The sequence below is a fragment of the Bacillus sp. EKM501B genome (assembly GCF_011800505.1).
In the GTDB taxonomy this organism is placed as follows: domain Bacteria; phylum Bacillota; class Bacilli; order Bacillales; family Bacillaceae_G; genus Bacillus_A; species Bacillus_A cereus.
This window is the reverse complement of the sequence record NZ_JAALFZ010000010.1, coordinates 120,868-147,084: the sequence shown is the minus strand read 5'-3', so window position 1 is coordinate 147,084 and position 26,217 is coordinate 120,868. Positions and strand designations below refer to the sequence as shown.

Sequence of the window (26,217 nt, the reverse complement as noted above, 5' to 3'; positions counted from 1 at the left end):
ATAATTATTTTTTCTACTTACTAATTGAGTGCTTCCACGGCGCTTCTAATGGTTCTTTTCTTGGTAATATTCGCTCTCCATTGTGTCCTTCTACTTCATATGGATTTTGAAGAAAAATCCCTTCTCTTCTTGCATTTGGAATACGTACACCACCTGCTAAAAATAAACTAGGCATTAACCTTGATTGCTCAGCAACTAAAATTCGCTCTCCACCCATAATCCCTATCAACTTTAATGGACTTTTTGCTTTTCCAATAACTAAAGTTCGCTCTCCACTCATAGGACCTATTGGCTTTATTGGACTTTTTGCTTTTCCAATAACTAAAGTTCGCTCTCCACTCATAGGGCCAATCGGCTTGATTGAGGTTTTTGCCTTTCCAATAACTAAAGTTCGTTCTCCACTCATAGGACCTATTGGCTTTATTGAGGTTTTCGCTTTTTCAACTACATCGACACGTCTACCATAATCTCTTTTAACTAATTTAACAGGCAATTTATTAACTATACCTTTATTCATTCTTCGGATACCTGTCGATCTATTTAAATTCAATATAGTACCTTTAAATGCAGTCACATTCTTCCCCTCCTTTTAACTCACTCTATTCTAATAGCTAAAGTTGTTCTAGGAAACGATGAATAATAGCTAGAACTAGTAAATAACGGTTTATACACTTGTTTACCAATTTCAGTATCGAGCTCAATAGTATCATCCCTAGTAATCTTACCGTTTGGTACAAATGAATATATAAAACCAAGTTTTGCTCTTAGACCTGTTTGTGAATCATCGAGGTAGTAATCCGTCAACATCATAGGTCCTGCCCCAGCACCTCCATCAGCAGGCCCCGGCCAGCCATCAAAATACGAAAATGACATCTCATATGCCGCAGTATCTAGCAATGCAGCTGGCTTGTTACATATAAGATATTTACTTTTACTGTGACTCGTACTACTTCCTGCGTGTATTACACAAGAATAAGAAGGAACGTTTTTTTCTTGTAAATAAGTTTCTTCAGGTATACCAAAAAAATGAACTATGGGAGATGAATCCACACCACTGTTATCTTGTTTGCACTTTACCACGTCAGGAATTGCAATAAAAACAACTCGATCTAAATCACAATAATAATAGTACTCTATAGGGATTTCTGTACTTAATGTCACACCGTAACTTGATGATAAGGAAGACTCTCCATTAATAAAGTTCAATCTATGAGTACCACTAATTGTAGAAATGTTTACTTTTTGATTAAAATCCCAATCATTAAATATACTAAAATACCCATTACAGTATCTTGAAGTTTTAATGTTATACGAATCATTCCCTTGAACATTCGTCCCTGCGTAAGGATATAAACCTATGTACATTGGAGTATTTCCTAAACTTCCTTTTGAGTGTAACACAACTCTATAATTTTTAAGATTGCTTTCATCCTCAAGTATTTTCCAACCACCTTCTACAAACTTACTAACTAATACATCAAACAATTCGCCCCGTTTACACGAGCCCTTTTTATAAATTACTTCCATCTCAATCCCCTCACTCTACTCTTATTGCTACCGCATAAGTTACAAATGACGTATAGTTATTACTCGCACCGCCCAAAGCAGTATAACGATATTTTTGAATCTTATTTTCAACCTTAATTTCGATTATATCACCATCTAGCATTCCACCAGGTGACAATAAATAGATTCTACCAAAACGTCCTCTTAAACCTGTATTACTATCTCCATAAAATATCTCGCTCAATACAAACTTGTTGTCCACATTAGGAGAAAGGGGAGAGACAAGACTTAAAGTTCGTTGCGCCATAGTTGTTCTATACGGTAACGCTAGTAAATTTTTAGGTGTTTCCGTTATCCTTGCGGAATATTGGCCGATATCTGAACCAGAATGACCACTGTTGGCATATATAGCACCTGAATAAGGTTTTTTTTCTTCTTTTCGACTTTCTTCAACAAATGACTCTTCTGGAAAACCTATAAATATTAAAGTATTACCTAGATTCGTATATCTAAATGGTGTTACTAAAAAAACAATAACTTCTTTATCCACATAATAATAGTATTCCATATCATATAGCCTATCATATTGACGAGCTCCACTTGTGCTAAAATCATTGTATTGACGACCTGGAAAGAAGCAAAGAGTATTAAAAGCATCTTGAGTGGTAAAGTTTCCATCTTGTTGTATTGCACCCATCGCGATTGAGCCATCAGAGTGATTTGTTGTTCTTATATTATAACCAGAATAGTTACCATCAAGACAATTTATTCGAATCGCCAAATGTTTGTCTTCATTGTAACCATTAGTATATAGATCAATAGTAGTATCAGTTAGGTTAGTTCCTTCACGGAGTTTCCATCCCCCATTCAATGCTACCTGAACAAATGTATCAAATAACTCATATTTTTTGCATGTTCCCTTTGTAAAAATAGCCTTAGTCATTTAATTTCACCTCTAAATTAATGTTGTTACTTTTAATACCACAGTATACAAAGAAGGAACATTACTAAAATTTTCAATAAATAGGTGACAAGACTTTGTTTGATCTTTATCGTCACAAGGAATATTGATTATATCGTATGTTCTTTTTTCTTTAATACTGCTGTACTGAATTTGCCCATCTTTTTGTTTATCAAAAATTGTACACTCATAATCATTATTTGCTGTATTTTCAATAAAGATTGTCCTAAGTTCATACTTGTTTATACCTAGTTCAATAGGTATATACTTCTTTTCATTACTATTAATCTCAACCTTTACTTTTTTTTCGATAAGCTTTGGAAGAATATTTTCTGTTTGTTCTTCTTGCTTATAATATCGATTTACGACCATTGATGTTCCCATCTTTTCACCCCCCAGCTACTCATGTTCAAGATGTATTTGAAATTGTAATGGAGCAAGCCCAACATAATCTGTTCCCTTTGTTACTTTTAACCAAAACTTTATTGTTTTTTCTGGATTTACATAAGGAATATTGATACTATCTTGATATTGACCTGGTTTACCATTACTGTCTAACGCAAGATCCGCCCATGACCATCCAAATTTATCTTCATATTGAGCAATACTTAAATTCACATTATTCGCTCGTGCAACTGAAGGATTCACAAGTTCTAGCATAATTTCTGATTTCCCTGATATCATATCTGGCAATCGAGTTTGTGCTAATGTTGAAAGCTCCTCACCTGAAAATTTAATTTCTAAATTAGATCCGAATCCATATACATCTCCACCATAAAATGTAGTCTTAATAACACCTAATTCTTTACCTTCTACATTTGTCAAAATAACTTTACCTGTAAATTCTAGTGACGGGAGAGTAATTTGAATACCAGTGTTATACCCTGTATTTCCATTGAAAATAATTCCCCCAAATTTATCTTCCATCTTCACACTTATATTCGGCGCTATATTAGCAATGGTTAACTTTCTTCCTCTTGTAGCAATAATGGAATCAATATCAAGATTTACAAATTTTGAATTCGATCCTTTTTTTAATACAACACCAAACTTACTACAGCTCATTCTATCTGAGTCGTAAAAATTAAAACCTTCGCCATAATCAGAAAAAAACGTCCAATCTTCATTATCTTTGCACGCCATCCACTTCAATTCAGTTGTTTCTCGAGTACCATCTTCTGTTTCTAAAAACTCAATATTCTCCTCACCGTTTTTCCAAACGATAATACCGCCTTTGTCATCTTCATGGGTTGGCGTATAATCAGCAGATACTTCAAATGCGAATTCTTTCTCATTTGGAAGGTCTGCAAGTAATAATGTGTCACGCGAAACATTGTGTAGCATTCTAAAATATCCTTTTCGATCAATTAAAGAATAGCTACCGACAGGAGATGCAATCCATCTGGAATCGAACGTATCAAAATCATCCTTAAAGATTAAACCACTTCTTATTTGATATGGTTTTAATTTCTCATCAGGTAGTTTTAATAGTGTTGCACCTTCTTCTAAGTCAATAGCATCGATACTGATGTATTTCCCTGACAACTCAATAACGTGAATCATATCTTCAAGATTTTTCTTTTCATATGCAAGTGTTTGGTATTGCATAACTTCTCCTGAAAGTTTAAGGATTTCCTTTTGGCCATCAATTTTCAATTCAATGTCTTCCGGATAGGATGGACTTGTCATACTAATTAATCGGAACTTAGTACCCTTGAATAAAAATCTAGCCGAGATGGTGCTATCGTTATTGTCTTCCTTACTCTTCCAATGATGAGTATTATTGTAGCAACTAACATCAGTTTCAGTTGTTTTCCAGAAACCGTTGTATTCAATATTCTTATGAGTATCGTCAAAACGTACCCAACCAGGTTCCGGCTCAACTAACTTGTCACCTAATCTAGCAAGTAAGTATCCGTCAGCATCAATGTCAATGGAATCTAACGACATAGCTTTACCAATCACTTTTACAGTATGCTTGCCACGGTCTAAACCTATTTTCTCGTAACGTATGACTTGGTTACCTGAAGGACTATTGTAAACCATAGTTTCTTCTTTACCATCAATAAGTACTTTAGAGGTTGTATCGTAACCACTGTCGCCATAAGCTAGAAGTCTAAATTTAGTACCTACGAACTCAAATTCGAAACTCGTGTCAAGTTTCTTGTCGAGATTGTAATGAGTTGTCTTGTTGTAGTGCTTATCATTACCCGTGGTTAGTTTCCAGTTACCGATATAACGAATTAATGGATCGGTATCATCAATCCGTTTCCAACCTTTTTCCGGTTCATTCAGAGCAGTTCCTACACCAGGTCGTGAAACAAGACTACCAGTGTCATCAATATCAATAGCATCCATTCGGAAGTCATATTCTAAAGCACCGGGTTGAGTTGTAATAACTGTTACCGTTACATCGTGCTCAATATCTTCTAAACCGAGTTTCTCATATTTCAAGACTTGGTTTGTATCTTGTGGTGCAATAGCGTCAAAATGCTCTTCCGGTAAGTCATCAATTTTCACTCTGATTCTATCTGAATAATATTGATTAGTAGCACAACCAATAATGAATCGTAACTTAGTACCTTTAAATCTGAATACCATACTTGCATTTTTACCCTTTTTAGCACAAGTACTTTTTCCGCCATAAGCACCGTTATAGGCTACGTTTTTACTCCAGTTAGTATCATATTGAATGTATGTGGAGTTGTCATCATAACGTTTCCATCCATAGTTTGGATAAGTAGAAACATCACCAATACTTACAGGTAGTCTATCAATATGTCCAGTAGCGTCGATATCAACACCAATAAATTGAGGGTCCCAACCTTCATGAGTTCCACCGTTGACTGATACCACGTGGTATCCTTCATCTAAGTTAAGTACTTCACAAGCGACTTTAGCTGGTCCGGATACAGGGAACATATTAACAGGATACTTCACTCCGTCAATTAATACGTGACCAAGTTGTTCTTCATTTGAGCCTAAGTTAGACGAATAAATCAATCTAAATTTTGTACCGAAGAATCTAAACTGAATTTTATCGAACGAGTACTTGATTGGTGGTGTTTGATTTTGGTAATCCATGCCACCGGTATAATCGAAATACATATTCTCCTTCGTGAAACGTTTCCAACCGTCTTCTGGTGTAGCTAAGAAATCTCCAACTGTTATAGGTGGTTTTTCAATATAACCATCTGCATCAATGTCAATTGCATCAATATTAAGTCGATAAGTGCCTTTAGTTCCACACTGAATTCTAACTCTATGCTTCCCTTTAGTTAAGCCTAACTTCTCATATGCAAGACCTTGATATACCTTAGCAGATGCTATCTCGCTATACTTTTCTGTCACGCCATCAATTGTAATTGATATGTCATCTGTACGATATGATGCAACATCGAAGCAAGTAATAATTCTAAGCTGAGTTCCATAAAAATCGAATTCAACTGCACCTTTAGAGTCATTGTCTTTTACATAATGATAAGTACCATTATACCAGTCAGAAGATGAGCCTTTTTCCCAAGTACCCTGATATTTAAGTAACGAGTCGGTTCCATCAAGGCGTTTCCAACCTGCCTCTGGCTGTTTTAGTTGGTCTCCGATCTTAACTGATGGCTTCCCTCCAATTGAACCAGATTCATCAATGTCAATAGCATCGAGATTTATAAATTTACCTTTTATTTCAACCGTATGCAATTTATTTGATAAACCTAACTTCTCGTATATTAACGACTGGTAGATAGCAGTTAAACCTGAGGGTCTAAAGAAATTGATAGTTTCTTCTACTCCGTCAATTAGAATTTTAGCGCCAGATTCATACTCAGATAACCCAATTCCAATAATTCTAAGCTTTGTCCCTGTAAAATTAAATTTTATAGAAACTGGGTTAGAATCAGGTGGGATGTTTGAACTTGCATGTTTATAATGAATGGTTTTGTTGTAGCATCTACCATCAGCATCGGTTGTTGCCCATACACCATTGTATTCAATATTACTATCTGTATCGTCAATTCGTTGCCAACCAGGTTGAGGCTCGAATAATACATCACCAAGGTTAGTAGGAGTTTCTACTAATTCTCCTCCTTTTATATCAAAAGCATCGAATGTACATTGAGTACCTGAAAGTTTTACTTTATGAACGCTGTCGGGTAAGTTTTTCTCGTATAGTATAACCTGATACTGAGTCTTGGCTCGATCAGTTGTAGTGTTAACCTTATATTTCTCAGTCACACCGTCAATTTCAATGGAAACATCCTCCCAAGAACTTTCGGAGTAGGTTGCTGAAATGACACGAAGGCCTGTACCTTTGAAAGAGAACTCTACTGTCCCTAATGTTCTGTTCGAGTGGTCAGGAACTCTAAAAGTTGCTGTTTTATTGTATCCGCCTTCATACCCTCCATCCTTAGCTAAAGCCCAGTAATCACCTCTGTAATGAATTAACGGATTTGTATCATCTACACGAGTCCATCCTGGTTCGGGTTGTAATAGAATGTCTCCTACTTTAGCAGGTGGTTTGGGTTTTACTAAAGACCCTGTTTTGTCAATATCGATTGCATCTAGCGTTATGTCTATACCAGATAACTCAACTAAATGCTCTTTATCTTCAAGTCCAGTTGCTTCGAACATTAAGGTTTGCTGAATTCCGTAAATTGGTGGTCTTCCTTCAACCTTAGTTAAGTCGTAAGATACTCCGTCAATCTTTAAAATAGCTTTTTTCTGGAAGTAACTGCTTAATGCTACAAGTCTTAACTTAGTCCCTTTAAATTTAAAGGTAGCAGACGCTTCTTCTGTACTCCCCGATGGTGTAGAATAATAATGAAGAGTTTCATTGTATGCACCTTTCTGAGTAGTTATAAAATTCCATTTTCCGTCATATCGAATATTTGAATCTGCGTCATCCATACGCTTCCAGCCAGGTTCTGGTTGAGGTAACTGGTCCCCTACTTTAGCAGGTGGTCTTTCAATACTTCCGTCACTATCAATATCAATAGCATCAAAAGTAAACGGGAAAGGTGAATTAGTTCCGGATTTAATAACCACATCGTGAACACCTTCTGCTAAACCTAATTTCTCATAAACCAATGTTTGATATCCAACTTTAGTAGCTTGCTCACTGTAAAATTCCTCTTGACCATCGATTATAATCTTAATATCGTTACTTCGATACTGGGACTCGTGTATACAACCAATAATTCTAAGTCTAGTGCCTGAAAATTGGAATTGCACTTCCCCTGAAGCTCCGTCAACATAGTGGAATGTATTGTTAAACCATTCAGGAGTAGTATCACCCGACTTCCACCAATCACCTACATATTTAAAACTAGAATCGGTATCGTCAATACGCTTCCAACCCGCCTCCGGTTGTAATAATTGGTCTCCTACTTTAATAGGAGGTTTACTCATTGAACCATTGTCGTCGATGTCTATAGCGTCAAGTGAGAGTGCACCAGGGTTTTCACACTTAATAGTAACTTCGTGAACGGCATCAGCTAATCCTAATTTCTCGTAGCATAAAACACTTCCATAAGCTCTATCTACAACTCTCGACTCTGAATAGTACTGAACTTGACCATCTATACTTATTGCAACTTTGTTACTATGATTCTCATAAACAGAACAAATCAATCTCAGCTTAGTACCTTTAAAATTAAATTTAATTTGAGCTGATTTATCGGTGTTCAAGTTGTTATGGCAAGTGTTATTGTAGTACTGTCTGGTAGAATCTGAATCACTTGTCCAATTGCTACCTAGATACTGAATATTTGTATCTATATTATCAATTCGTTTCCAACCAACTTCAGGAATAGTTATAACTTCCCCTACAGTTGCATCATAATCTACAAAATAGTCTGCACCTAGTAAATCAATTGCACATAAAGTCAAGTTCATGTTTTCATTTACATCAATTACTACACTATGAATACCTTTTGAAAGACCCATTTTCTCGTAGCATAATTTTAATCCATCTTTCGGATCACCGTATTGTGCGAAAGTACCACTAGCCATTCCATCTATCGTTACTTTAGCTGATTTTGTAGTATCACTAAACCACCTAGAGATGATTCGAAATGCCGTTCCGAAAAACTTAAATCTAATCTGACCGACATTCTTAACTCCTGTCCAAGTATAATCTTCGAAAGTCTTCCATACGTCTTGAGGTAATAACTCAATTTTGCGCTTCTCACTAGATAACTTAGAATCATAGTTATGCCTTGTCCAACCCGATTCCGGTGTATTAAGTACATCACCTACTTCAGCTTGTTTTACTAAGTAGCCCTTATTATCTATATCAATAGCGTCTAAATTGATTTTTTCTCCTGATATTGTAACAATGTGCTTCCCTTCTACTAAGTTAAGTTCCTCATATAAAAGAGCACATTTTGTTACCCCTGTTCGATTGAAATTTATATCGTTTGTAATACCATCTATCGTGATAATTCCTTTTTGATAATACTCTGTCATTAATCCAATAATTCGTAAGGACGTGCCATAAAATGCAAACGTAGCAGAAACAATTCCTGCAGACGTACGACCAGTCCAATGAACAGTTCTATTGTAACCATTGTCATCAGGTGTAGAGATAGTCCATGTTCCAGAATACTTAATTAAGCTATCTGAATCGTCAAATCGTTTCCAACCATCTTCGGGTTGTAATAGAACGTCTCCAACTTCAACAGGCGGTTTAATCATCGAACCAGTTTCATCTATATCAATAGCATCTAAGTTTATATACAGTCCTTTTATTTCGACCTTATGAACTCCTTGAGGTAGATTCAGTTTTTCATAAACTAAACGTTGATATATAGTATCAGTTGACGAGAAGTTTATTACTTCTTCTCTGCCATCAATCAGTATTTTTGCATCAGAGTCGTAAGGATTAACTGTCAAGGCTATAATTCTTAATTTTGTACCTTCAAAGTCGAAACGTATCGATGCTGGGTTATTATCTACTTCAGGAGCTTTATAATGGCATGTAGAGTTATAAAGACTTGAGTTAACAACATCGTTCTTCCAAACTCCTCTATACTTAATATTAACATCAGTATCATCAATTCGTTTCCAACCAGTTTCAGGTTGAAGCAGAACGTCACCTACTTTAGCAGTTTTTACTAATTCTCCATCAAGAATGTCAATAGCATCCATTATAATTCCTTCAGGACCCTCAAGCTTAACTGAATGAACTTCATTTTTTAGACCTTCTTTATTATAAAGTAGAACTTTCCAGTTATCTGAACCTAGTACTGGATTGTATGATTCTTTGACACCGTCGATCGTTATATCTACAGGACCATAACCTAAATTAACACTTTTAGAAACAAGTCTGACACCTGTACCCTTAAATGAAAATTCTACAACTGATTTGGTAAGGGAATATACTGCTGTACTATTATAGTACCTATCATCAGTAAATCTATTCCAAGCACCATCACCATACTTAATTAATGAATCAGCATCATCGAAACGATTCCAACCAGGATCAGGTTTATCTAATATCTCCCCTACTTTTTTGGGTGTAAATACATAACCATCAGAATCGATATCAATTGCATCAAGATTTAAGTATGTACCTAGAATCGTTACTGTATGCGGCCCTTTATTAAGATTTGTTTTCTCATATATAACAGCTTGCCTTGTTCCCTCCCATGCATCGTAATCTAATCTCTCTGTATTGCCATCAATAACGATTGTTGCATATCTATCATAACCACCATTATTAACAAGTCCAATAAGCCGAAGTTTAGTACCTACGAAAGAAAATTTAATCTGTACTGAGTTTGATGGTTGACTAGAACTTTTATAGTGGAATGTTTTCAAATAATTATCAGAGTATTTAGAGTATCCACTAAACCAATTTTCTCCTTCAAAGATAATATTCCTATCGCTATCATCAATACGCTGCCACCCTGGTTCGGGCTGAGTTAATACTCTCACCATCATATCACCTCTCCATTTTTATCTTAAAATAATTTCAATTGCTCCATCAGTAGCAATTACTATGCCCTAACTATTTGTATTAACAGCTTGATGGATCAATAAATTTAAATATTTCATGCATAACAGAAAGGAACTAATTTACTTACTAAAAGACATTTAAAATACAATTGAACTGCTTAAGCTTTTACTTTTACAACAGCTCTAGCAGTTCAATTTTAAAAATTACATAATGCCATAAAATACAAATATTCGATATCATATACTTAAATAAAAACTAATCTAGCACTCTACTTTATTATCTCGTTTTCTTCCAATTCCAATTATTCCACCAAGATTCCCGGCTATGTTTTAACCATATTTTTGGTTCTTCTTCGATTAATATATCGCTTTCCTCAAATTCAACCGGTTCTTCTGCCTGATAGATATTTTCTAATTTAAACGTATCGCTTTCAACAAGTATACTTTCGTTGTCTAAAATGCGATTAAATTGTTCTATTTCATATATATTCGTATGAACGAGATTTCTTCTATTCATTGGAGTTGTTTGGATCTCTATACCAGATAATTCTCTTACATTTTCAAACATACCGTATGTATTTATGGATGCTTTATGAGTTGATTTTCTTTCCCATTCATATAGCTCATGTATATTTGAAGCCTCTTCAATTGACTTCCGATGCATATCCTTCAATTCTAAAATATTCATCATTATATTTCGTACTGTACGTTCTACTTCTTCATTCTTCACTACATTTGTATTAAATTCTCTTACATCTTTATGAAATTGATCCGTGACTACTATATTTGCCTCTGCCTCTTTCATAAGCTTTTCCATTGGGGCAGATGTAATATTCTTTACATACCAGTTTCGATCATTTATTGCGGTTTCATATTGTTCAATACTAATCTGTAACTCTCTGTCAATAATCTTAAAATTCTCTTTATCAATCATTTTTGCAGCTAATTCTTTTACGACTTTTACATTATCTATCGTTGCAACAGTCGCATCAACTTCTTGCAAGACATTACCAAACTGATAGAATGAACTAATTTCTGCTCTTGTTTCATTTTCTTTATTCATTATTTCATACGTATCTATATTTGTTTGTAATTCTCTTTGGGTTCTTGCAAACAAATCATAATCTGGTAAGTAAACTGTAATTCCTAATCCTTCGAATAAATCAAACTCTTCATACGATGCTTCTAGTTCTTTTTCTAATACAAAAGTATCACTTTCAACAAGTATACTTTCGCTGTCTACTGTTCGACTGGATTGTTCTATATGACCAATAGTAGTATTAAAAGTATTGTACTTATTCGTTAAAGTTGTACGGATTTCTTCACTAGCTAGTTCTCTTTCAAATTCACTTATATCATATTCATGTATTGCTGCTTTATTATCTAATTTTCTTTGCCATTCGTCTGTTTCAAAAATATTTGACTCGTACTCATTATTAATTTGTCGCATATCATCAAAATGCTTAATTTTCATTATGAGTTGTTTCGTAAGTCGTTCTAATTCTTCATCCTTAATTACATTTGTATTACGTTCTTTTATTATTCTCTCTAATTGATCAGTAGCGATTATATGCGTATCTATTTCTGGCACTCGCTTTGTCATCGGATCAGATATAGTACTTTCTGCATACCAATTCCTATTATTCGTTGCAGTTTCATATTGTTCAATACTAGTTTGTAACTCTTTCTCAATATGTCCTATATCATTACTATCAATTATATTAGTTGCTACTTCATTCACTAGATGACCAATCGAATCAACCGTATTAATTTCTGCTTCTATATTATTTTCTCTATTTGCTATTTCAGCTGTCTCTATATTCGTTAGTAATTCCCTTTGAATCCTTGCGAACAAATCATACTCCGGTAAGTAAACTGGAGTTCCTATTAAATCAAAAAGATCAAATTCTTCGTAACGAGATTCCTGTTCTTTTACATGTCTATTAACAAGGTCATATCCTTCTTCATTATGTGCTATCAATTGTTCTTGCTTTGTAAACTCTACAGGGCTAATACATTCTGATTCATTATCGACTTTAACTCTTTCACTTGTTATTGGTTCATTACTTTCTTCACTTATAAACAATCGATCATACAATACAGAATTCGCTACTCTATCATCCTCCACTAACAACTCATGAAGGTCGCGCTTTGCTAATTCATACGCATTTGTAAATGGAGTTTCTATTTCACCTAGAATCCGATTCATGGACGATATATCTGCTTGAGCAGTATGATACTGTCCATTTACTCGATTGAAATGTTCATATCCATATATCCCCATATCTTCTTGCTCACCTATAACTCGATTAGAAAGTTCATAAGAATGTACATTCACTTCCATTTGTAATACTTTTCTATCAATAGCAGCTACATCGAAAAAGACTCCCTCTTTCTCTTGCATGCTTCTATCTGCTAAATCAGTATCACGAACATTACCATATACTGAACGTATGTCTCTTTTAGCTGAATTAACTGTTATTTGTTTCGCTTGTAGTTCTCTCTGTACACGAGCAAATAAATCATAGTCTGGCATATAAACTGGGATTCCTAAACTATTAAAAAGATCAAATTCCTCATAAAATCCGGTCAATTTTTTGATTTGTCTACTAGCAAATTCATAGTTATCTTGAATAGTCCCCAATAATTGTTTATGTATTAGGTCCATTTCCTCATGGTGTATATATTCAGTCCATACATGTTTCGTTTTCTTATTAACTTGTTCTTCTTCAGCTAATTTTACTTCTACTTCTTTTGTGAGCACATCACTCTGTATCATTTCTGGAAGATTATAATCCATGTACAAATGATTCTGAATTGATACCATCAATGCTTCTACTAAATTTACCTCATTAGAATGGTACTGTCTTTCCAATAACTCATATTCACTTATGAATTTACTTTTATATTCATGCGTTATATGATTCATGTCATTCATTTCTATGTGAGATGAATCATATTCTATTAATAGTTTTTGAGCGTTATTATATACATGGCCACCATATGTATATATGTCTTCCATTATGCGGTCCGCAAATGACACATCATATTCATTAGTTTGAAGTTCTAACTTTTTACGTTCTAAATCTTCTATATTAATAAATCTTCCATCTATCTTCAGCGCTTTTCTATTTACAAATTCAAAATAATTTATTTCACCATTTCGCTGAATGGCATTTCTATTCGCTGTATTGTAATTTATATTACGAGCCTGTATTTCTCTTTGTTTACGAGCAAACAAATCATAATCTGGCATATAAACCGGAATTCCTGTATCAGTAAATAAATCAAATTCCTCATAAGAAGTAGTTACTTCTCTTGGCATGTTATTATAAAGCTCAAAATCACTTATATCTTGTACAGGTAATTCTTTTTGGCTAATCTCTACATGATCCAAATTTCTAACTACAGTACTACCTATTTCTTGCTCTCTTCTTTCAGTCAATATTGTTTCATAAAACCCTTCGCCGTATAAAATACGTGCAACCTGTACCCATCGCGGTATTTCATCTACATTGGTTGCAAATTCTCGTAATTTCTGTTTTACTCTCTCTTGCTCAATTGGGAGCATATTACCTGCTTTATATATCTTACGATCTGTACTAGACATTTCTGTTACATCTGCATACTTTGTATCTAATCTGCTTCCATTGTTCCCTTCCATATGTTCCATATCAAAAGTTCGGTCATGTTGCATTGCTTTCTGATAGTAATGAACATCTGCAAGAATTTCTTTAAGCGGTTTAGAATCCTGTATGCTTAACAGTTCCATGTTGATACTCCGCATTAGGTTTGCAATATCCACTTTAGCAATATTAGCAGTCACCTCAACTTGCCTTATTGCCTCTACAACAAGGTCTGTTAATATACCTTTTCCCTTTACTATTTTGGTTGCAAATACCCCAGCATCTTCTTCCTTAACAGCTTTGAATCTTGAATATGGTGGCAAACTGACTGGAAAATTATTCGCATTTTTTACAAAAGGATTTAAAACAGAAAGCGAGAGACTATATGTTTTCTTCATTGTTGATCCCAAAGGAATCGAAACAACATGACTCTTCTTTTTCGTACATAAAGAAGGGGAAGCAATAGAATAAATTTTCTCACTCACTCTCTGCATTCCCCCTTATATGATTAATGATTAAATATCTTCTTTATAAATAGCTAGACCAATCGGATTAAATGGCGTTGCTTTCGCTTGTGTCATCGGAGAGACTGCGGTAGTCGGCAACGTATAACGATATAATTGTGCAAATTCATAACTTGCTGTAATCTCTACCCCGTTAATTGGGATTTCTTTAAACGTCACTGTTTTATCATCTTCATTTAAAATAAAGTCAGTATTAGGAACTTGAGTACATGCATTGAACAACTTAAGTGTTCCTGCTTTTGGTTTATGCTCTAAATGGAAAACTTTTCTCATTCCATTTCCTTTTCCTAAAGATTCACTTGTAACTTCCTTTTCAATTTCCAATTCATCGGCCTGTTGAATATTTTTTGGGTGAACAGCATAGACATCATCTAATTTTCCAACATATCCATCATTAGGATGAACGATATAAATCTGTGACAAATGATATTTCCCACTATAGACAGATGGATTAAATCGACCTTGTCCACTATCAATATCCATATCGTGAGTAATAAATGATAAATAATGTTTTTGATACATTGCACCTGTATATGATTGAGCTAATAATACAGAATCATTTCCATTACCTGTATTTTCTCCGTAGTCTAAATTTGCATTTCCAATTTTTTTATTAGGCGCATAATTATATTGATCTCCGTTACGACAACCACCAATAATTACAGTGTTTTTACGCGGTGCATTATCAAATGTGTACATTCTTCCAATATATAATGGTACAAATAATGCTCGAACAGGACTTGGTGTTGGATCTACACGCATAAACATAACAATACGGTCTTTGTTCGCATTTCCATACATATAAACGACAGAATCACGTTTCCAATCTTTTGTAAAACGGGCTTCTGGTGTAAAACTAATCGGTGTATAAGGCGAAGGATTTACAAAATTAACTGTAGAATATACTTCTGCCATAATACTTTCCATTTTCTGCACGTCAAATGACGTCTTGGCTACTAAAGTATCTAACGTTCCGTCTGCCTTTGGTGCTAGAAAATACACTCCAGAAAATTTAATGTTCTCGGAACTTTTTGGGGCAGTTTGAAATTCAATTGCTGTATCTGAAATTGTATATTCCCCCGGATCAACCATCTGATTATTTCTATAAACCATAAAACGATTCTCATCAAAATTTGAAAATGGCAAATTAAATGATTTTTTTGAACCGGTACCGTTTCCTAAATCACTTTCAGCATCTGATAACTTTACTTCCTTCTCAATAAAATATTGGTTAAACGTAAAGAAAATCATATCATTATTCGGTTCGTATGCATCATTTGTTAATCGATACTCACAGGTGATTTTATCTCCTTTTGCAATCGCTTGATTAAAAATAACTTTCCCCGCTTTAGCATCAACTTTATATTTATCCTTTTCTAGTAAAATGCTATTTACATACACTAATAAAGAACTTTCAACTACAGGAAATGTCGGAATTTGAAATTCCTTTTTCACTCCATCTCCCATGCCTAGCTTTCCTAATGGAGAATCCACAGGAATAAATCTACCATCTGTAAAATCAGAATCGCTCGTATCATAAGCATTTGCCACTCCAAATCTGCGCCATTCTCCATCGCTACCTAACGATTCAAATAATCGAACATCAATAAATTTATTGATACCACTTCTAATTTTAAAGTATAACTTTCGACTCCATCCTCGCTCTGTAATCATTTTCTCTAATTCAACTGGTAATGTTTGTAAATAAGCTACTTTATCAAACCACATGTTTTTCTCTCCCCTTTACATTGACTTCTCATAAATTCCTAATCCAGCTGGACGATATGGTGTCGCTGGTCTTTTTGTGATTGGCGAAATCGCATCAACATTATAAAAACGATAAATATCAAATGTATCTGGACAAGTATTCTTTCGCACTTTTAACTTATCCCCATTCAATAATCCTAAAGGAGATAGTAAAACCATATGAGGTAAGAAACCTCGCACCCCTTCATCTGGATGAACAATATAAGCACGAGATGTATGAACTCGACCACTATATACCGACGGATTAAATTGATACTTATATTCATCATTATCATGAGACTGCCAAGCTAGTGGATATTGACCACCATTTACTCCTTTTCTATCAGGCGGCATCTCATTCGGAGCAACATTCCAAGCAATATAATGAGCTTGATATCTAGCCCCTAATCGCGAGCGCTTAATAATAACGTTATCAATACCATTACCTGGTGATTTAGGATATGTTTTTAAAATTGGCAAGCTATCATTCACATTTCTATATGGTTTCTTATCATTAAAATCAAATGCATGTGAGCTATTTTCTGCACCTGTATCAAATGCTGTCCCTGCCCAAAGTGCGTCACCAATTTGATCATCTTTCGCATAGCTTTCAATTTTGCCCATATATAAAGGTGTAACCGGAACTACATTATTTTCAAATGCAGGTGTATTATCTGCTTGAATTAATAAAACCACACGATCCTTATCAACTTGGCCAGTTACTCTAACTAATGAATCAGGCCACCAATTTGTTTTCACATCAACACCTTGTAAGTTTGGGTTTCGTAATGTTATTTTTACAAATGGTGACATCATAACGTCTGTATTAGCATCAGTATAGGCGATGACCGGGGAACCATCCTTCATATTAATGTCTGTTTTACTCACTTCTACATCTATTAGGCCTTTTGGAAAAGTATCAAAAGTCACTACTGATGCTGTTCCTTCTTTAAATACCGGTTCTTTTTCAATCATATAAATATAAAAACAAGAACGATCAAGATTTCTACTATATCTTAATTTTGCATCCTTAATAAACTCCGCCTTATCCTCTTCTGTATCAAATTTATAAGTAACATCTTTTTTAGGTATATCCCAAGAAGCAATTTGAACTAATCCATACATAGTTCCTTCTACATTTTTAATAATTGTGTGTTCTGCTAAACCAAATTTAATTAAACTGTCTCTATCATAATAATTATTTCTTAGTTGCAAGGAATACCCAGCCTTTTGAAACTTTTTAACCTTTTTCCATCCGTTACTAGTTGCTAGATTTACAAGATCATCTAAGAAACTTCCCTCTTGAAATACCTTTTCAATAAACGCCACTTTACTTCACTCCTAATCTTTTAAAAATTGATAATTAAGCCAAATAGCTTTTTTCTCTAAAGATTTATTTATATATTCAAAACGGATAATCGCTTTCGCAGGAATTTGTTTAACAACAGAAAAATTGAATCCTTCGGGAACATCTTTCATATAAATTTCATCTGCTATTTTTTCATTATTAATATATAAATTCCAATAGTCATTATCGTTATATTTTGATGCACCAATAGAAAATGCAATCATCTCCATATCAACTGGTGCTATAAATTCATTATGATGAATATTTTCATAAACACCTATTCTTCTTCCTTTTATAAAAGGAATCGTTTTGGTTGGAAAGTATGGAGCATCTAATCGGCCACCAGCCATATAATTTACAGCAAAACTCATAATCTCCCTCCAATTACTTCAAAAACTGTAAAGCAATCCATACTTGCTTATTATTAATTCCTTGGTTATGGAATTTAAAAATAATTTTATCTCCAGCCTTTAATTGCATATAGGACATAAGACTTATACCTTCTGGTATTTTTTTTGTATAAATATCCTCACAGACAATACCGTCATTTACAATAAGCGACCATTTATCATCGATTTCATACATAGAACTACTCACACTAATGGCATAAAACTCCATGTCAATTGGTAATACGTATTCCATCTTATCTTCTGTCCATGCTTTAGAATCCATTATAAAACCTTTCATATACGGAAAAGTTTTCGTTGGATAAAATGGCGCATCTAATCGACCACCAGCTATATAAGTTGTTTCAAACAAAGGTAATCACCCTTTTTATTGTATTAAAAAATCCCCATGCATCATTACGACACATCGGGAATTGGTAAATCAGATAACATACCGCTACCTTTATTAATAAGCCTTGGTTGTACTCGATCTAATTGTTTATTTGCGTTATAAATTAGTTGCATCTCCATCTTTTTACCTGTTATTTTATGGGATATAATGACCTTTTCAAGTAGTGCTTGTCCATTAAAAACCAAATCGTAGTGCAGATATTTATCTCCATCAACTGCCGATAAACGAGCACCATCACGAACCAGTGTATACCCTTCGGTCATAGCCTCTTTAAACACATCATTTGGATCGTTACCAGGCATCGGTTTTCCACCGCTGTAAAATTCTCTATCAATTAATCCTTTCATTAAATACATAATAGGATCATATAAGTTCTTTTGCATTATCATAGAATCACCCCTAATTTACCCTTGTAACAGACCAAGTTTTTGCTGGGCGTTTGATATAATATCGACCTGCATCTAAGTTATCTTTATCTCCACGAAACGTTAAATCTGGTAAAGTACCATAATCAAATAAGATATTATTTTTTGTATCTAATACTTGTAATCGTCCGGTAAGCTCCCCTAAAGGAGTTCTTACCCCTTCAAAAACGATGATATTCACTCCATATTCAAGTGGTATATCAACATATGTAGGATTGTTTCGGATAAAGTAATTCTCTGCTATTAATTTGTTATTACAATAAATATTTAATAAATCCCCATCCTCATAATCCCAATCCCACAGCTTTAATCGTAATGTATCTACATTTACTGTGATTCCTGTTATATCGGTATACGGAGTAGGTTCATATCCATAGTTAACGGATAAATCTAAAGTTTGATAGAATCCATCATCAGCAGAAATCATTGTGTTAATTCCTTTAACAAAGTAGTTCCATTGTTGCCCAGAATCCCTGTTGTAAATGGAAACCACATCGAACAATTGAATTCGCGGATTCCCTATCACAGCAACTGTAAGTGTTCTAAATTTTTGAATTGCTTTTAAATGATAAGCTGCAGCAACTGCCCTTCTTGCAAAGAATGTTGTTGCCCAAGGTACTTCTATCATTTCCTCTCGCAAATCTCCTAAAGAGACATTTTTAAGTAAGAATGAATTAATAAAACCATTAGCATAATCTCCACATTTAATAACAACACTATTACTAATGTCCTGATCTGTTAATTGCATATCTAAAGAGATAAGGTTTTCCCCTTCTCTAAAACTAAATTTGGCAAGTTCATTAATTTCGTAGTCTGGCATTTTCATAAATGTACAACTTCCATCTGGTTCATGTTTAATGTAGTGGAATGTTGTATCTATAATATCCCGTACAATTTCATCCCACTTTTGAAACCTCTTTCCAGTTGCACCTTCAATAATCCAGCTTTGATTTGTACCGGGAATGTTTACCCTACTTCCGTGTAATGTAACTCCTGCTTTTTCAAGGAAGAATTTCACTACATCATACACATTTCCAGTCGGTGCAACAATTTCATCTGATCCCGGCGTTGGAATTACTGATTTTTGTAGAACCTTTTTATAAGATGTTGTGCAGGTAACTGATATTGTGCCGCTTTCGGCATTCACCTTTACGTCAGATACAAAACCATGTATATACGGTAAAGCTTCTTCGCCATAACCGATAGAAACCTTAAATTCAGTCTGCGGATATAGTTGGTTTGTGTTTGTTACTTCACTGTTGTAAAACCATTCTTGAATGGAAGAAAACTTACCATACCAGTTATCAGGTGCCATTTGCCCATATTCATTAGCAAAGGTAATAGAAAATGTACTTGCGAACTGATCTGCGTTCTCCTGCACTTCCAGGCTCACTACACGATGTTGTATTTGTACATAAGAAGAAGATTCTCTTTTTTTCATATAAACAATTAAATTAGGAGCATTATTCCCTACTTGGAAATAGCTCCCTAACATTCTGATTAAAGAAATAGATCCTTCTCTCACATTCCATCAACTCCAATACCTGCTTGTGACATAGATATTAATTTACACTTTGCTATTACTAGTGTTCCTTTACGTATTGCATCAACTTCATTAGGTGGAATAATACCACCATAGGTACCATAATCACCTGTAATAATATGAGGGCGATATATTTCACTCATGAACTCACGCCAATGACTGATATCATTGAATAAAGCAGTAAATTCTACTTCACATCCTTTATTACCAGTACTTTGGTAACGAGGATATCCATGCATAACATTGTAATTTTTTAATCCGTTTAAGGATTTAGGCATTTTCGTTTGTTCAATCATTGCAATTGTAGGTATAGGCCCATATGCATGATAATAAACATCACGCAAATAGGCTACGTCAGAAGAACCGTAACCGATTGTTGTAAATTCAATTGTTTGTGGCCCTGCACCAACAAAAATTTCTCTTGCTTCCCAGGCATAAGCACCTCTTGCTCTAAATTTTTCAATACCATTTACTCGAACAATAAAGTATTTATCTGGTAACATACCATCAGAACCAATAGGAACTTGGGACATAAAAGAAAAATTATATGTCCCAGGCCATGAAAAATTAATAGTATATTTAATTGTACTTTTTAATTCTGTAACATCCCATAAGAGATGATATGAACCAGCTCTTCTATGCAATGTTTTTAATATACTCATACATTACGCACCGCCATTCCCATTAGATCGTCAGCAACTACGTTTTGTAGTAATTTTCTCATTTTCACAAAATCCTCTGCAGTTTGCAATTTTTCAACAGCAACTTTGAATGTAGCATTTTGAATTGTAACACCTTTATCTGTTTTCTTTTCAACAGAAGAGTGCCCAGCAAATGGATGTGCAGATTTTCCAATCATATCAGCAGAATGTGCCCCCATTTGTCCAATTCGGGTAGATACATCCGTTACTAGTTGCATCGGTTTCGGTGGAACAACCGCTTTATTTAACAATCCAGAAGCCTTGTCCACAGCCGGGATCATTTTTTCCATCCCTACACCAAGACCTTCTGTAATATATCCGCCGTACTCCATCATTAGACGAGAAGGAGATTTTATACCAAAGAAACTTTTAACTGCTTTTGGTATTCCGTCTACAACGCCTTTAGCTTTATCAACAACCCAGCCAGCCATAGATGTCATACCTTTACCAATACCAGCAATAATATCTTTCCCCCAGCTTACAGCGTCGTTTGCTATCCCCTTAACTATAGAACCAACTTTACCGAATACATCCCTTACTGTATCAACAATGCCGTCAAACGCTCCAACGATAGCTTTTTTAATTGCTGCAAAGTTACTTACTATGAAATCTCTAATAGCACCAACAACACTAAATATTGTGTTTTTTATCTTATTAAAGTTATCCACCACAAAGTTAACAAATGTCCGAACAGCAACTATTATTGTTTCTTTAATAAAATTCCATGCGGTTACAATAATAGACTCTACGATATCCATTACAGTCGTAATTGTGTTTTTTATAAAATGAAATGCTGTAACCACAAAATTCTTTATAGTCTCTAATACAGTTATAAAAACTGTTTTAATTACATTCCAAATCGTAGAAATAACCGTCTTTATTCCATTCATTACAGTTGTAATTATGCTATGAATTGCTTGAAACACACTACTTACAACTGATTTTAAGAAGTTTAATACAGTCGTAAAAATTGCCTTTATTCCATTCCACACTGTAGAAATGACGGTTTTTATCCCATTCATCACAGTCGTGATTATGCTGCGAATTGCTTGAAATGCACCACTTATAAATGTTTTCAAAAAGTTTAGCACCGTCGTAAAAACTGTTTTTATAATATCCCAGCCAGTTTTAAAAATATTTTGCCATGTTTTAATAGCAGTAGAAATATAGCTTTTAATAAATTCTAAAGCAAACTTAACAACACTTTTTATTACGTTTAGCACTGTATTAAATATCGTTTTTATTAAATTCCAACCAATTTCAAATGTCTTTTTCCATATGTTGATATACATTGTAATTACAGTAGTAATTATTTTCCATGCACCGCTAAGTATTTTATCTATAAACGATACCGCAGATTGGAATACTTTTTTTGTTCCTTCCCAAAAACTTGAGAAAAACTTTGACAAACTATCCCATACTGACTTCGCAACTTTAACGATAGCATCCCAGGCTTTAGAACAAATATCACTGATCCATTGCACTGCCTGCTTTGTATATTTCACAATTGAATCCCAATTTTTATACAGCACATATACTAAACCAACCATTAAAAGTATTGCAATGCCCCATGGACTTAATACTAATGAAAACATTGATTTTCCAAGACCAGTCAATATCTGTGCGAACTCACTAAAAACTTTAATTAGTTTTAAGGCATCTTTAATAATCGCCGTAATTGCACCCGGTATTTGCATTAATGTTTTAACTATATTTACAAGGCCACCAATGATTTCACTCGCCTTAGATATAAGACTAGAAACAGATTTGATTAACTCAACCGTTTGCTTCAACGATGGTATTACTATATTGGAAATCTTCACGACTTGTTGAGCGATAGGTTGAATAGTTCCAGCCAAACTCTTTGCATCTTTTTCAGTTAACCCAAGCATATCCTGTAGTTTTTTTTGAGAACCTTCCACATCGGTAGCAAATTGTAAAGCTTTGCTATTGACTTGTTCTATAGGTTTTGTAACTTTATTTGAAATAGTGTCACCAAACGTTTGCATTTGCTTACTAATATTCCCAAGAGAATCTGCTGATTTTTGGATTTTTTCTTGCATTGTATTAGAGGCTTTTTGCACTCTCTCTTCAAACTTTTCTACACCTTTATATGCTTGATCCGCTTTGTTACCAATCTTCCCAAAAACATTGGTCGCCCCGTTACCAAATTTTTGAATTTGGCCATTTATTTGATTAAGTACTTCTGCTGGTTTTTGAAATTTTTCTTGTATGTTCTTAGAAGCCTTTTGTAAACTTTCCTCAAACTTTGCTAAATCCTTATAAGCTTCATCTGCTTTAATTCCAATTGTACCAAACAACTGGAATACTTCTGTAAACATTCACTCCCCCCTTTCTAACTAGGAAGTTTTTTATTCCTGATCGTCTTCAAACTGAAACTCTGCAATCAGCTTATTTACATGGTCGATACATTCCTCTTTGGACCAAACTTCCATAGTCTCATTTTCTTCCCCATCCGACGTAGATTCAGTAAGTCCAAAAGCTTGCAAATAGTCCTGAAAAGTTGTTCCTTCTTCTAATTGCCTTGTTTGAAATCCGATAAAGGCCATCTTTTTCCATTCATTTAATTCTTCTTGCTGCTCTTCCTGACTAATAAAAGAAAATAAGTCCATTAAACGAGAATACGGTATGGATAAGACATAATCATCTGTCCATCCATACCGTTTTTGGACTTTATCAAAAGCCCTTAGCATATTTTGCTCTGTTTCTTCTATGTATTTATTAGAGTCATTTTCTACATTTCTTGTTTGTTCCACTTGAGACTTTGAGATTTGATTAGACCCTTGACCTGATTGAAAAAAGACATTAAATCTTCACTTTCTAATAATCCTTCAATAACTGCTACCATAGCTTCTGGTGGTAACTGATCGAATTCTTCACGCTTAATCTGTAATAGACTAGAGAAAAATTCCGAAAACTCATCTTCACATTCCGGAATCATAGACAATAATTGAAAGACAAACTCTAAACCCTTTTCTTTTTTTTGTTTTTCAATTTCATTTAACTGTTCTTGTTGCTCTTCATTCATTTGGGCCAATTGAATTTTTTCATCAATTTCATTCTTTTCTTTCCCAAACTCCATAAAATCAGTCATTGCATGACGACCAACTTTAGAAATAATCTTAGTAAAACGCCAAACATCTTTTACATTTAAACGTCTCATCTTCATCTTCTGACCTGAAATTGTAATTTCTGTACTATTATGCATCATTTTTTCTAGCATTGTTGTCATATTCAATATCTCCTTTTATAACCTAAAAATAAAACCTACAACTTATTTACTTGTTGTAGGTAATTTAGGTGCTTTTTTCTTTGGTAAATAAATTTCATAAGGGGGTGTATTAGGCGAACTTTCACTATAATGACCAATAAATTTGCATTTAAGTCCTACAGTTCCTTTACCATCTTTTAAATCAATTTCTACAGAAGAAACTACCATTGCATTTCGGATAACAAAAATAACCGGTATATCACTTCCTGAAACTACACCTACTATTGCAATATCACTATAACTTGCGTCTTTAATTTCATTGGTTGGTTTTACAATGTTATAATCGTTATCAGTCGTACTATCTACATCTACGCCTGGTAGAGCTAACTCTAAATTTTCTTTCGTAAATTCTACTAGTGTAACCTCCATATGTGGTTCATCTTTTAATAGCCATTTTCCGCGAACTAGTTTTCCTAAAACACCATCAATATCAGCATCATAGTATTCTCTAGTAAACCCCACTTTACAGCCACCTGTAGTAGCTCCTAACATCTCACCTAGGTCTTTAACACTTTTAAAACCTTTATACATTACACCCGGTCCAATAACAAAATTATCAGTTGTACCCTCACGTACACCATTAATAAGCTTCCAACTCATTTTTTTCCCTCCTTAATATAATTCCATTCTTCCTACCCGTACAAGAAACTTAATACTAATATGAATAATTGATGGATCTTCATCTGGAACTGTAATACTGCCTGCTCGATGAATTGTAATAATACCAGAATCTCTTAACAATCCCGCTTCTCTGTCTAACAAATGTTCTATTCGCCTTGAAATTACATCCGCTTTTTCATAATCACCTTGGCCACAATATATATCAAAAGTGAGGATCATACGATCAATTACCTCTATATCATCCGGATTATTAGATTCAATTCTCATTACCACATAAGGCATTTTCATATCATTTTGTGCAGTTTGAAATGTTAGAGCGGGCTCTCCTTCATATTTCGATAGATTACTTTGCACAATTGTATCTTTCTCAATAATATTTCTAATTGTTGCAATCGCTTTTGTCGTCATTGTTCTCCTCCCAATGTCCTTTTTAATTCCCCACGCTCTTTTTCAAACGTTTTTAAGAAAAAAGGTCGGGCTTCTACAGTACTTGTACCATTTTCGACATACACCGCTCTTTTTAATTGGCTTCCAATCGTTCCTACTACTTCGTTATCTGTAATATGTAAGCCATATTTAATGGAATCTTGTAATTCTCCCGTTCTAGAAGCAAATGTCTCTCCTGGTTTTGAAGCAATATATGTGCGACTCGATCGTGGAATTTTATACTTCACACCATTGTGATTACCTGATACTGTTTGTTTCATTTCTCGTTGCAGTTGATTGCAAGCACTTATAATTCTTTCTACCATCATTTTATTAAGTTGTTCTTTAACCTGTTCTACATTACGTGTAACCATGAACTCCGATGTATTCGTCATTTTATTCCAACAGCTCACAATACAATTCAATATGGTGATTTAAAAATGATGGATTTCTTGGTTCTCCTCTTACCTCAAATACATAATCATGAAAATAGATTACATCATTTGTATGGATGTTATGTTCTGCAGAAGTATAAATTTTATAATTCGGCTCAAAATTTTGTTTATTTCTTTTTAACCTTTCATTATCTACCGCTGTGTGTGTTGTTACACGACACTTCATTCTTTCATAAATAATGACAGGCTCTTCTTTAAAATTTCCTGCCGGCTGTTTTACCTTTTGATTCCTTTTCACAGTTACTTCATGTATATATAATTCTTCCATATCTAATGTTCACAGCCTATTCTT

The 26,217-nt window shown here is 34.3% G+C and carries 20 protein-coding genes; all 20 read right to left on the bottom strand.

Annotation, left to right across the window (positions count from 1 at the left end; genetic code table 11):
- Positions 1-13 precede the first annotated feature (13 nt).
- The gene (locus tag HFD78_RS18915) at positions 14-574 is read right to left on the bottom strand and encodes a hypothetical protein (protein WP_000123577.1); all 561 of its coding nucleotides are present in this window, start codon (positions 572-574) and stop codon (positions 14-16) included.
- A 20-nt stretch (positions 575-594) separates the two neighbouring features.
- On the bottom strand, positions 595-1,527 hold the full coding sequence (locus HFD78_RS18910) for a hypothetical protein (protein WP_000452097.1): 933 nt from the start codon (positions 1,525-1,527) through the stop codon (positions 595-597).
- Positions 1,528-1,537: 10 nt separating this feature from the next.
- Complete coding sequence (locus tag HFD78_RS18905; protein WP_000158699.1) at positions 1,538-2,449, bottom strand: hypothetical protein; 912 nt, start codon at positions 2,447-2,449, stop codon at positions 1,538-1,540.
- A 12-nt stretch (positions 2,450-2,461) separates the two neighbouring features.
- Positions 2,462-2,851: a hypothetical protein gene (locus HFD78_RS18900; RefSeq protein ID WP_000537306.1), complete on the bottom strand. Its 390-nt coding sequence runs from the start codon at positions 2,849-2,851 to the stop codon at positions 2,462-2,464.
- 15 nt (positions 2,852-2,866) lie between these two features.
- Positions 2,867-10,405 carry a hypothetical protein gene (locus tag HFD78_RS18895; protein ID WP_002197108.1) on the bottom strand — a complete coding sequence of 2,513 codons (7,539 nt, stop codon included), beginning with the start codon at positions 10,403-10,405 and terminating at the stop codon, positions 2,867-2,869.
- Positions 10,406-10,697: 292 nt separating this feature from the next.
- On the bottom strand, positions 10,698-14,540 hold the full coding sequence (locus HFD78_RS18890; protein WP_002197107.1) for a hypothetical protein: 3,843 nt from the start codon (positions 14,538-14,540) through the stop codon (positions 10,698-10,700).
- 21 nt (positions 14,541-14,561) lie between these two features.
- Positions 14,562-16,298, bottom strand: coding sequence for a hypothetical protein (locus HFD78_RS18885; RefSeq protein WP_098787585.1), 1,737 nt, complete (start codon positions 16,296-16,298; stop codon positions 14,562-14,564).
- Positions 16,299-16,313: 15 nt separating this feature from the next.
- On the bottom strand, positions 16,314-17,645 hold the full coding sequence (locus tag HFD78_RS18880) for a hypothetical protein (protein ID WP_000864068.1): 1,332 nt from the start codon (positions 17,643-17,645) through the stop codon (positions 16,314-16,316).
- A 12-nt stretch (positions 17,646-17,657) separates the two neighbouring features.
- A complete protein-coding gene (locus HFD78_RS18875; RefSeq protein WP_000006644.1) occupies positions 17,658-18,035 on the bottom strand; it encodes a hypothetical protein in 378 nt (125 codons plus the stop codon).
- Between the two features lie 13 nt (positions 18,036-18,048).
- Positions 18,049-18,423, bottom strand: a complete 375-nt coding sequence (locus tag HFD78_RS18870; protein WP_000464270.1) for a hypothetical protein — start codon at positions 18,421-18,423, stop codon at positions 18,049-18,051.
- Between the two features lie 44 nt (positions 18,424-18,467).
- Positions 18,468-18,851, bottom strand: coding sequence for a hypothetical protein (locus HFD78_RS18865; protein ID WP_098787586.1), 384 nt, complete (start codon positions 18,849-18,851; stop codon positions 18,468-18,470).
- A gap of 10 nt (positions 18,852-18,861) precedes the next feature.
- Positions 18,862-20,412, bottom strand: coding sequence for a hypothetical protein (locus HFD78_RS18860; RefSeq protein WP_001206667.1), 1,551 nt, complete (start codon positions 20,410-20,412; stop codon positions 18,862-18,864).
- Positions 20,409-21,092, bottom strand: coding sequence for a hypothetical protein (locus tag HFD78_RS18855; protein WP_000025596.1), 684 nt, complete (start codon positions 21,090-21,092; stop codon positions 20,409-20,411). Before HFD78_RS18855 ends, HFD78_RS18860 begins: the two co-directional genes overlap by 4 nt.
- The gene (locus HFD78_RS18850; RefSeq protein WP_097862640.1) at positions 21,089-23,473 is read right to left on the bottom strand and encodes a phage tail protein; all 2,385 of its coding nucleotides are present in this window, start codon (positions 23,471-23,473) and stop codon (positions 21,089-21,091) included. Before HFD78_RS18850 ends, HFD78_RS18855 begins: the two co-directional genes overlap by 4 nt.
- Before the next feature lie 30 nt (positions 23,474-23,503).
- On the bottom strand, positions 23,504-23,908 hold the full coding sequence (locus tag HFD78_RS18845) for a hypothetical protein (RefSeq protein ID WP_098006014.1): 405 nt from the start codon (positions 23,906-23,908) through the stop codon (positions 23,504-23,506).
- The gene (locus HFD78_RS18840) at positions 23,887-24,384 is read right to left on the bottom strand and encodes a hypothetical protein (RefSeq protein ID WP_000210326.1); all 498 of its coding nucleotides are present in this window, start codon (positions 24,382-24,384) and stop codon (positions 23,887-23,889) included. The genes HFD78_RS18845 and HFD78_RS18840 overlap by 22 nt, the downstream gene beginning before the upstream one ends.
- 42 nt (positions 24,385-24,426) lie before the next feature.
- Positions 24,427-25,023, bottom strand: coding sequence for a hypothetical protein (locus tag HFD78_RS18835; protein ID WP_000118565.1), 597 nt, complete (start codon positions 25,021-25,023; stop codon positions 24,427-24,429).
- A 12-nt stretch (positions 25,024-25,035) separates the two neighbouring features.
- On the bottom strand, positions 25,036-25,452 hold the full coding sequence (locus HFD78_RS18830; protein ID WP_000208342.1) for a hypothetical protein: 417 nt from the start codon (positions 25,450-25,452) through the stop codon (positions 25,036-25,038).
- A complete protein-coding gene (locus HFD78_RS18825; RefSeq protein ID WP_033668458.1) occupies positions 25,449-25,865 on the bottom strand; it encodes an HK97-gp10 family putative phage morphogenesis protein in 417 nt (138 codons plus the stop codon). Before HFD78_RS18825 ends, HFD78_RS18830 begins: the two co-directional genes overlap by 4 nt.
- A gap of 1 nt (position 25,866) precedes the next feature.
- Positions 25,867-26,193, bottom strand: a complete 327-nt coding sequence (locus HFD78_RS18820; RefSeq protein WP_000392020.1) for a hypothetical protein — start codon at positions 26,191-26,193, stop codon at positions 25,867-25,869.
- Between the last annotated feature and the right edge of the window lie 24 nt (positions 26,194-26,217).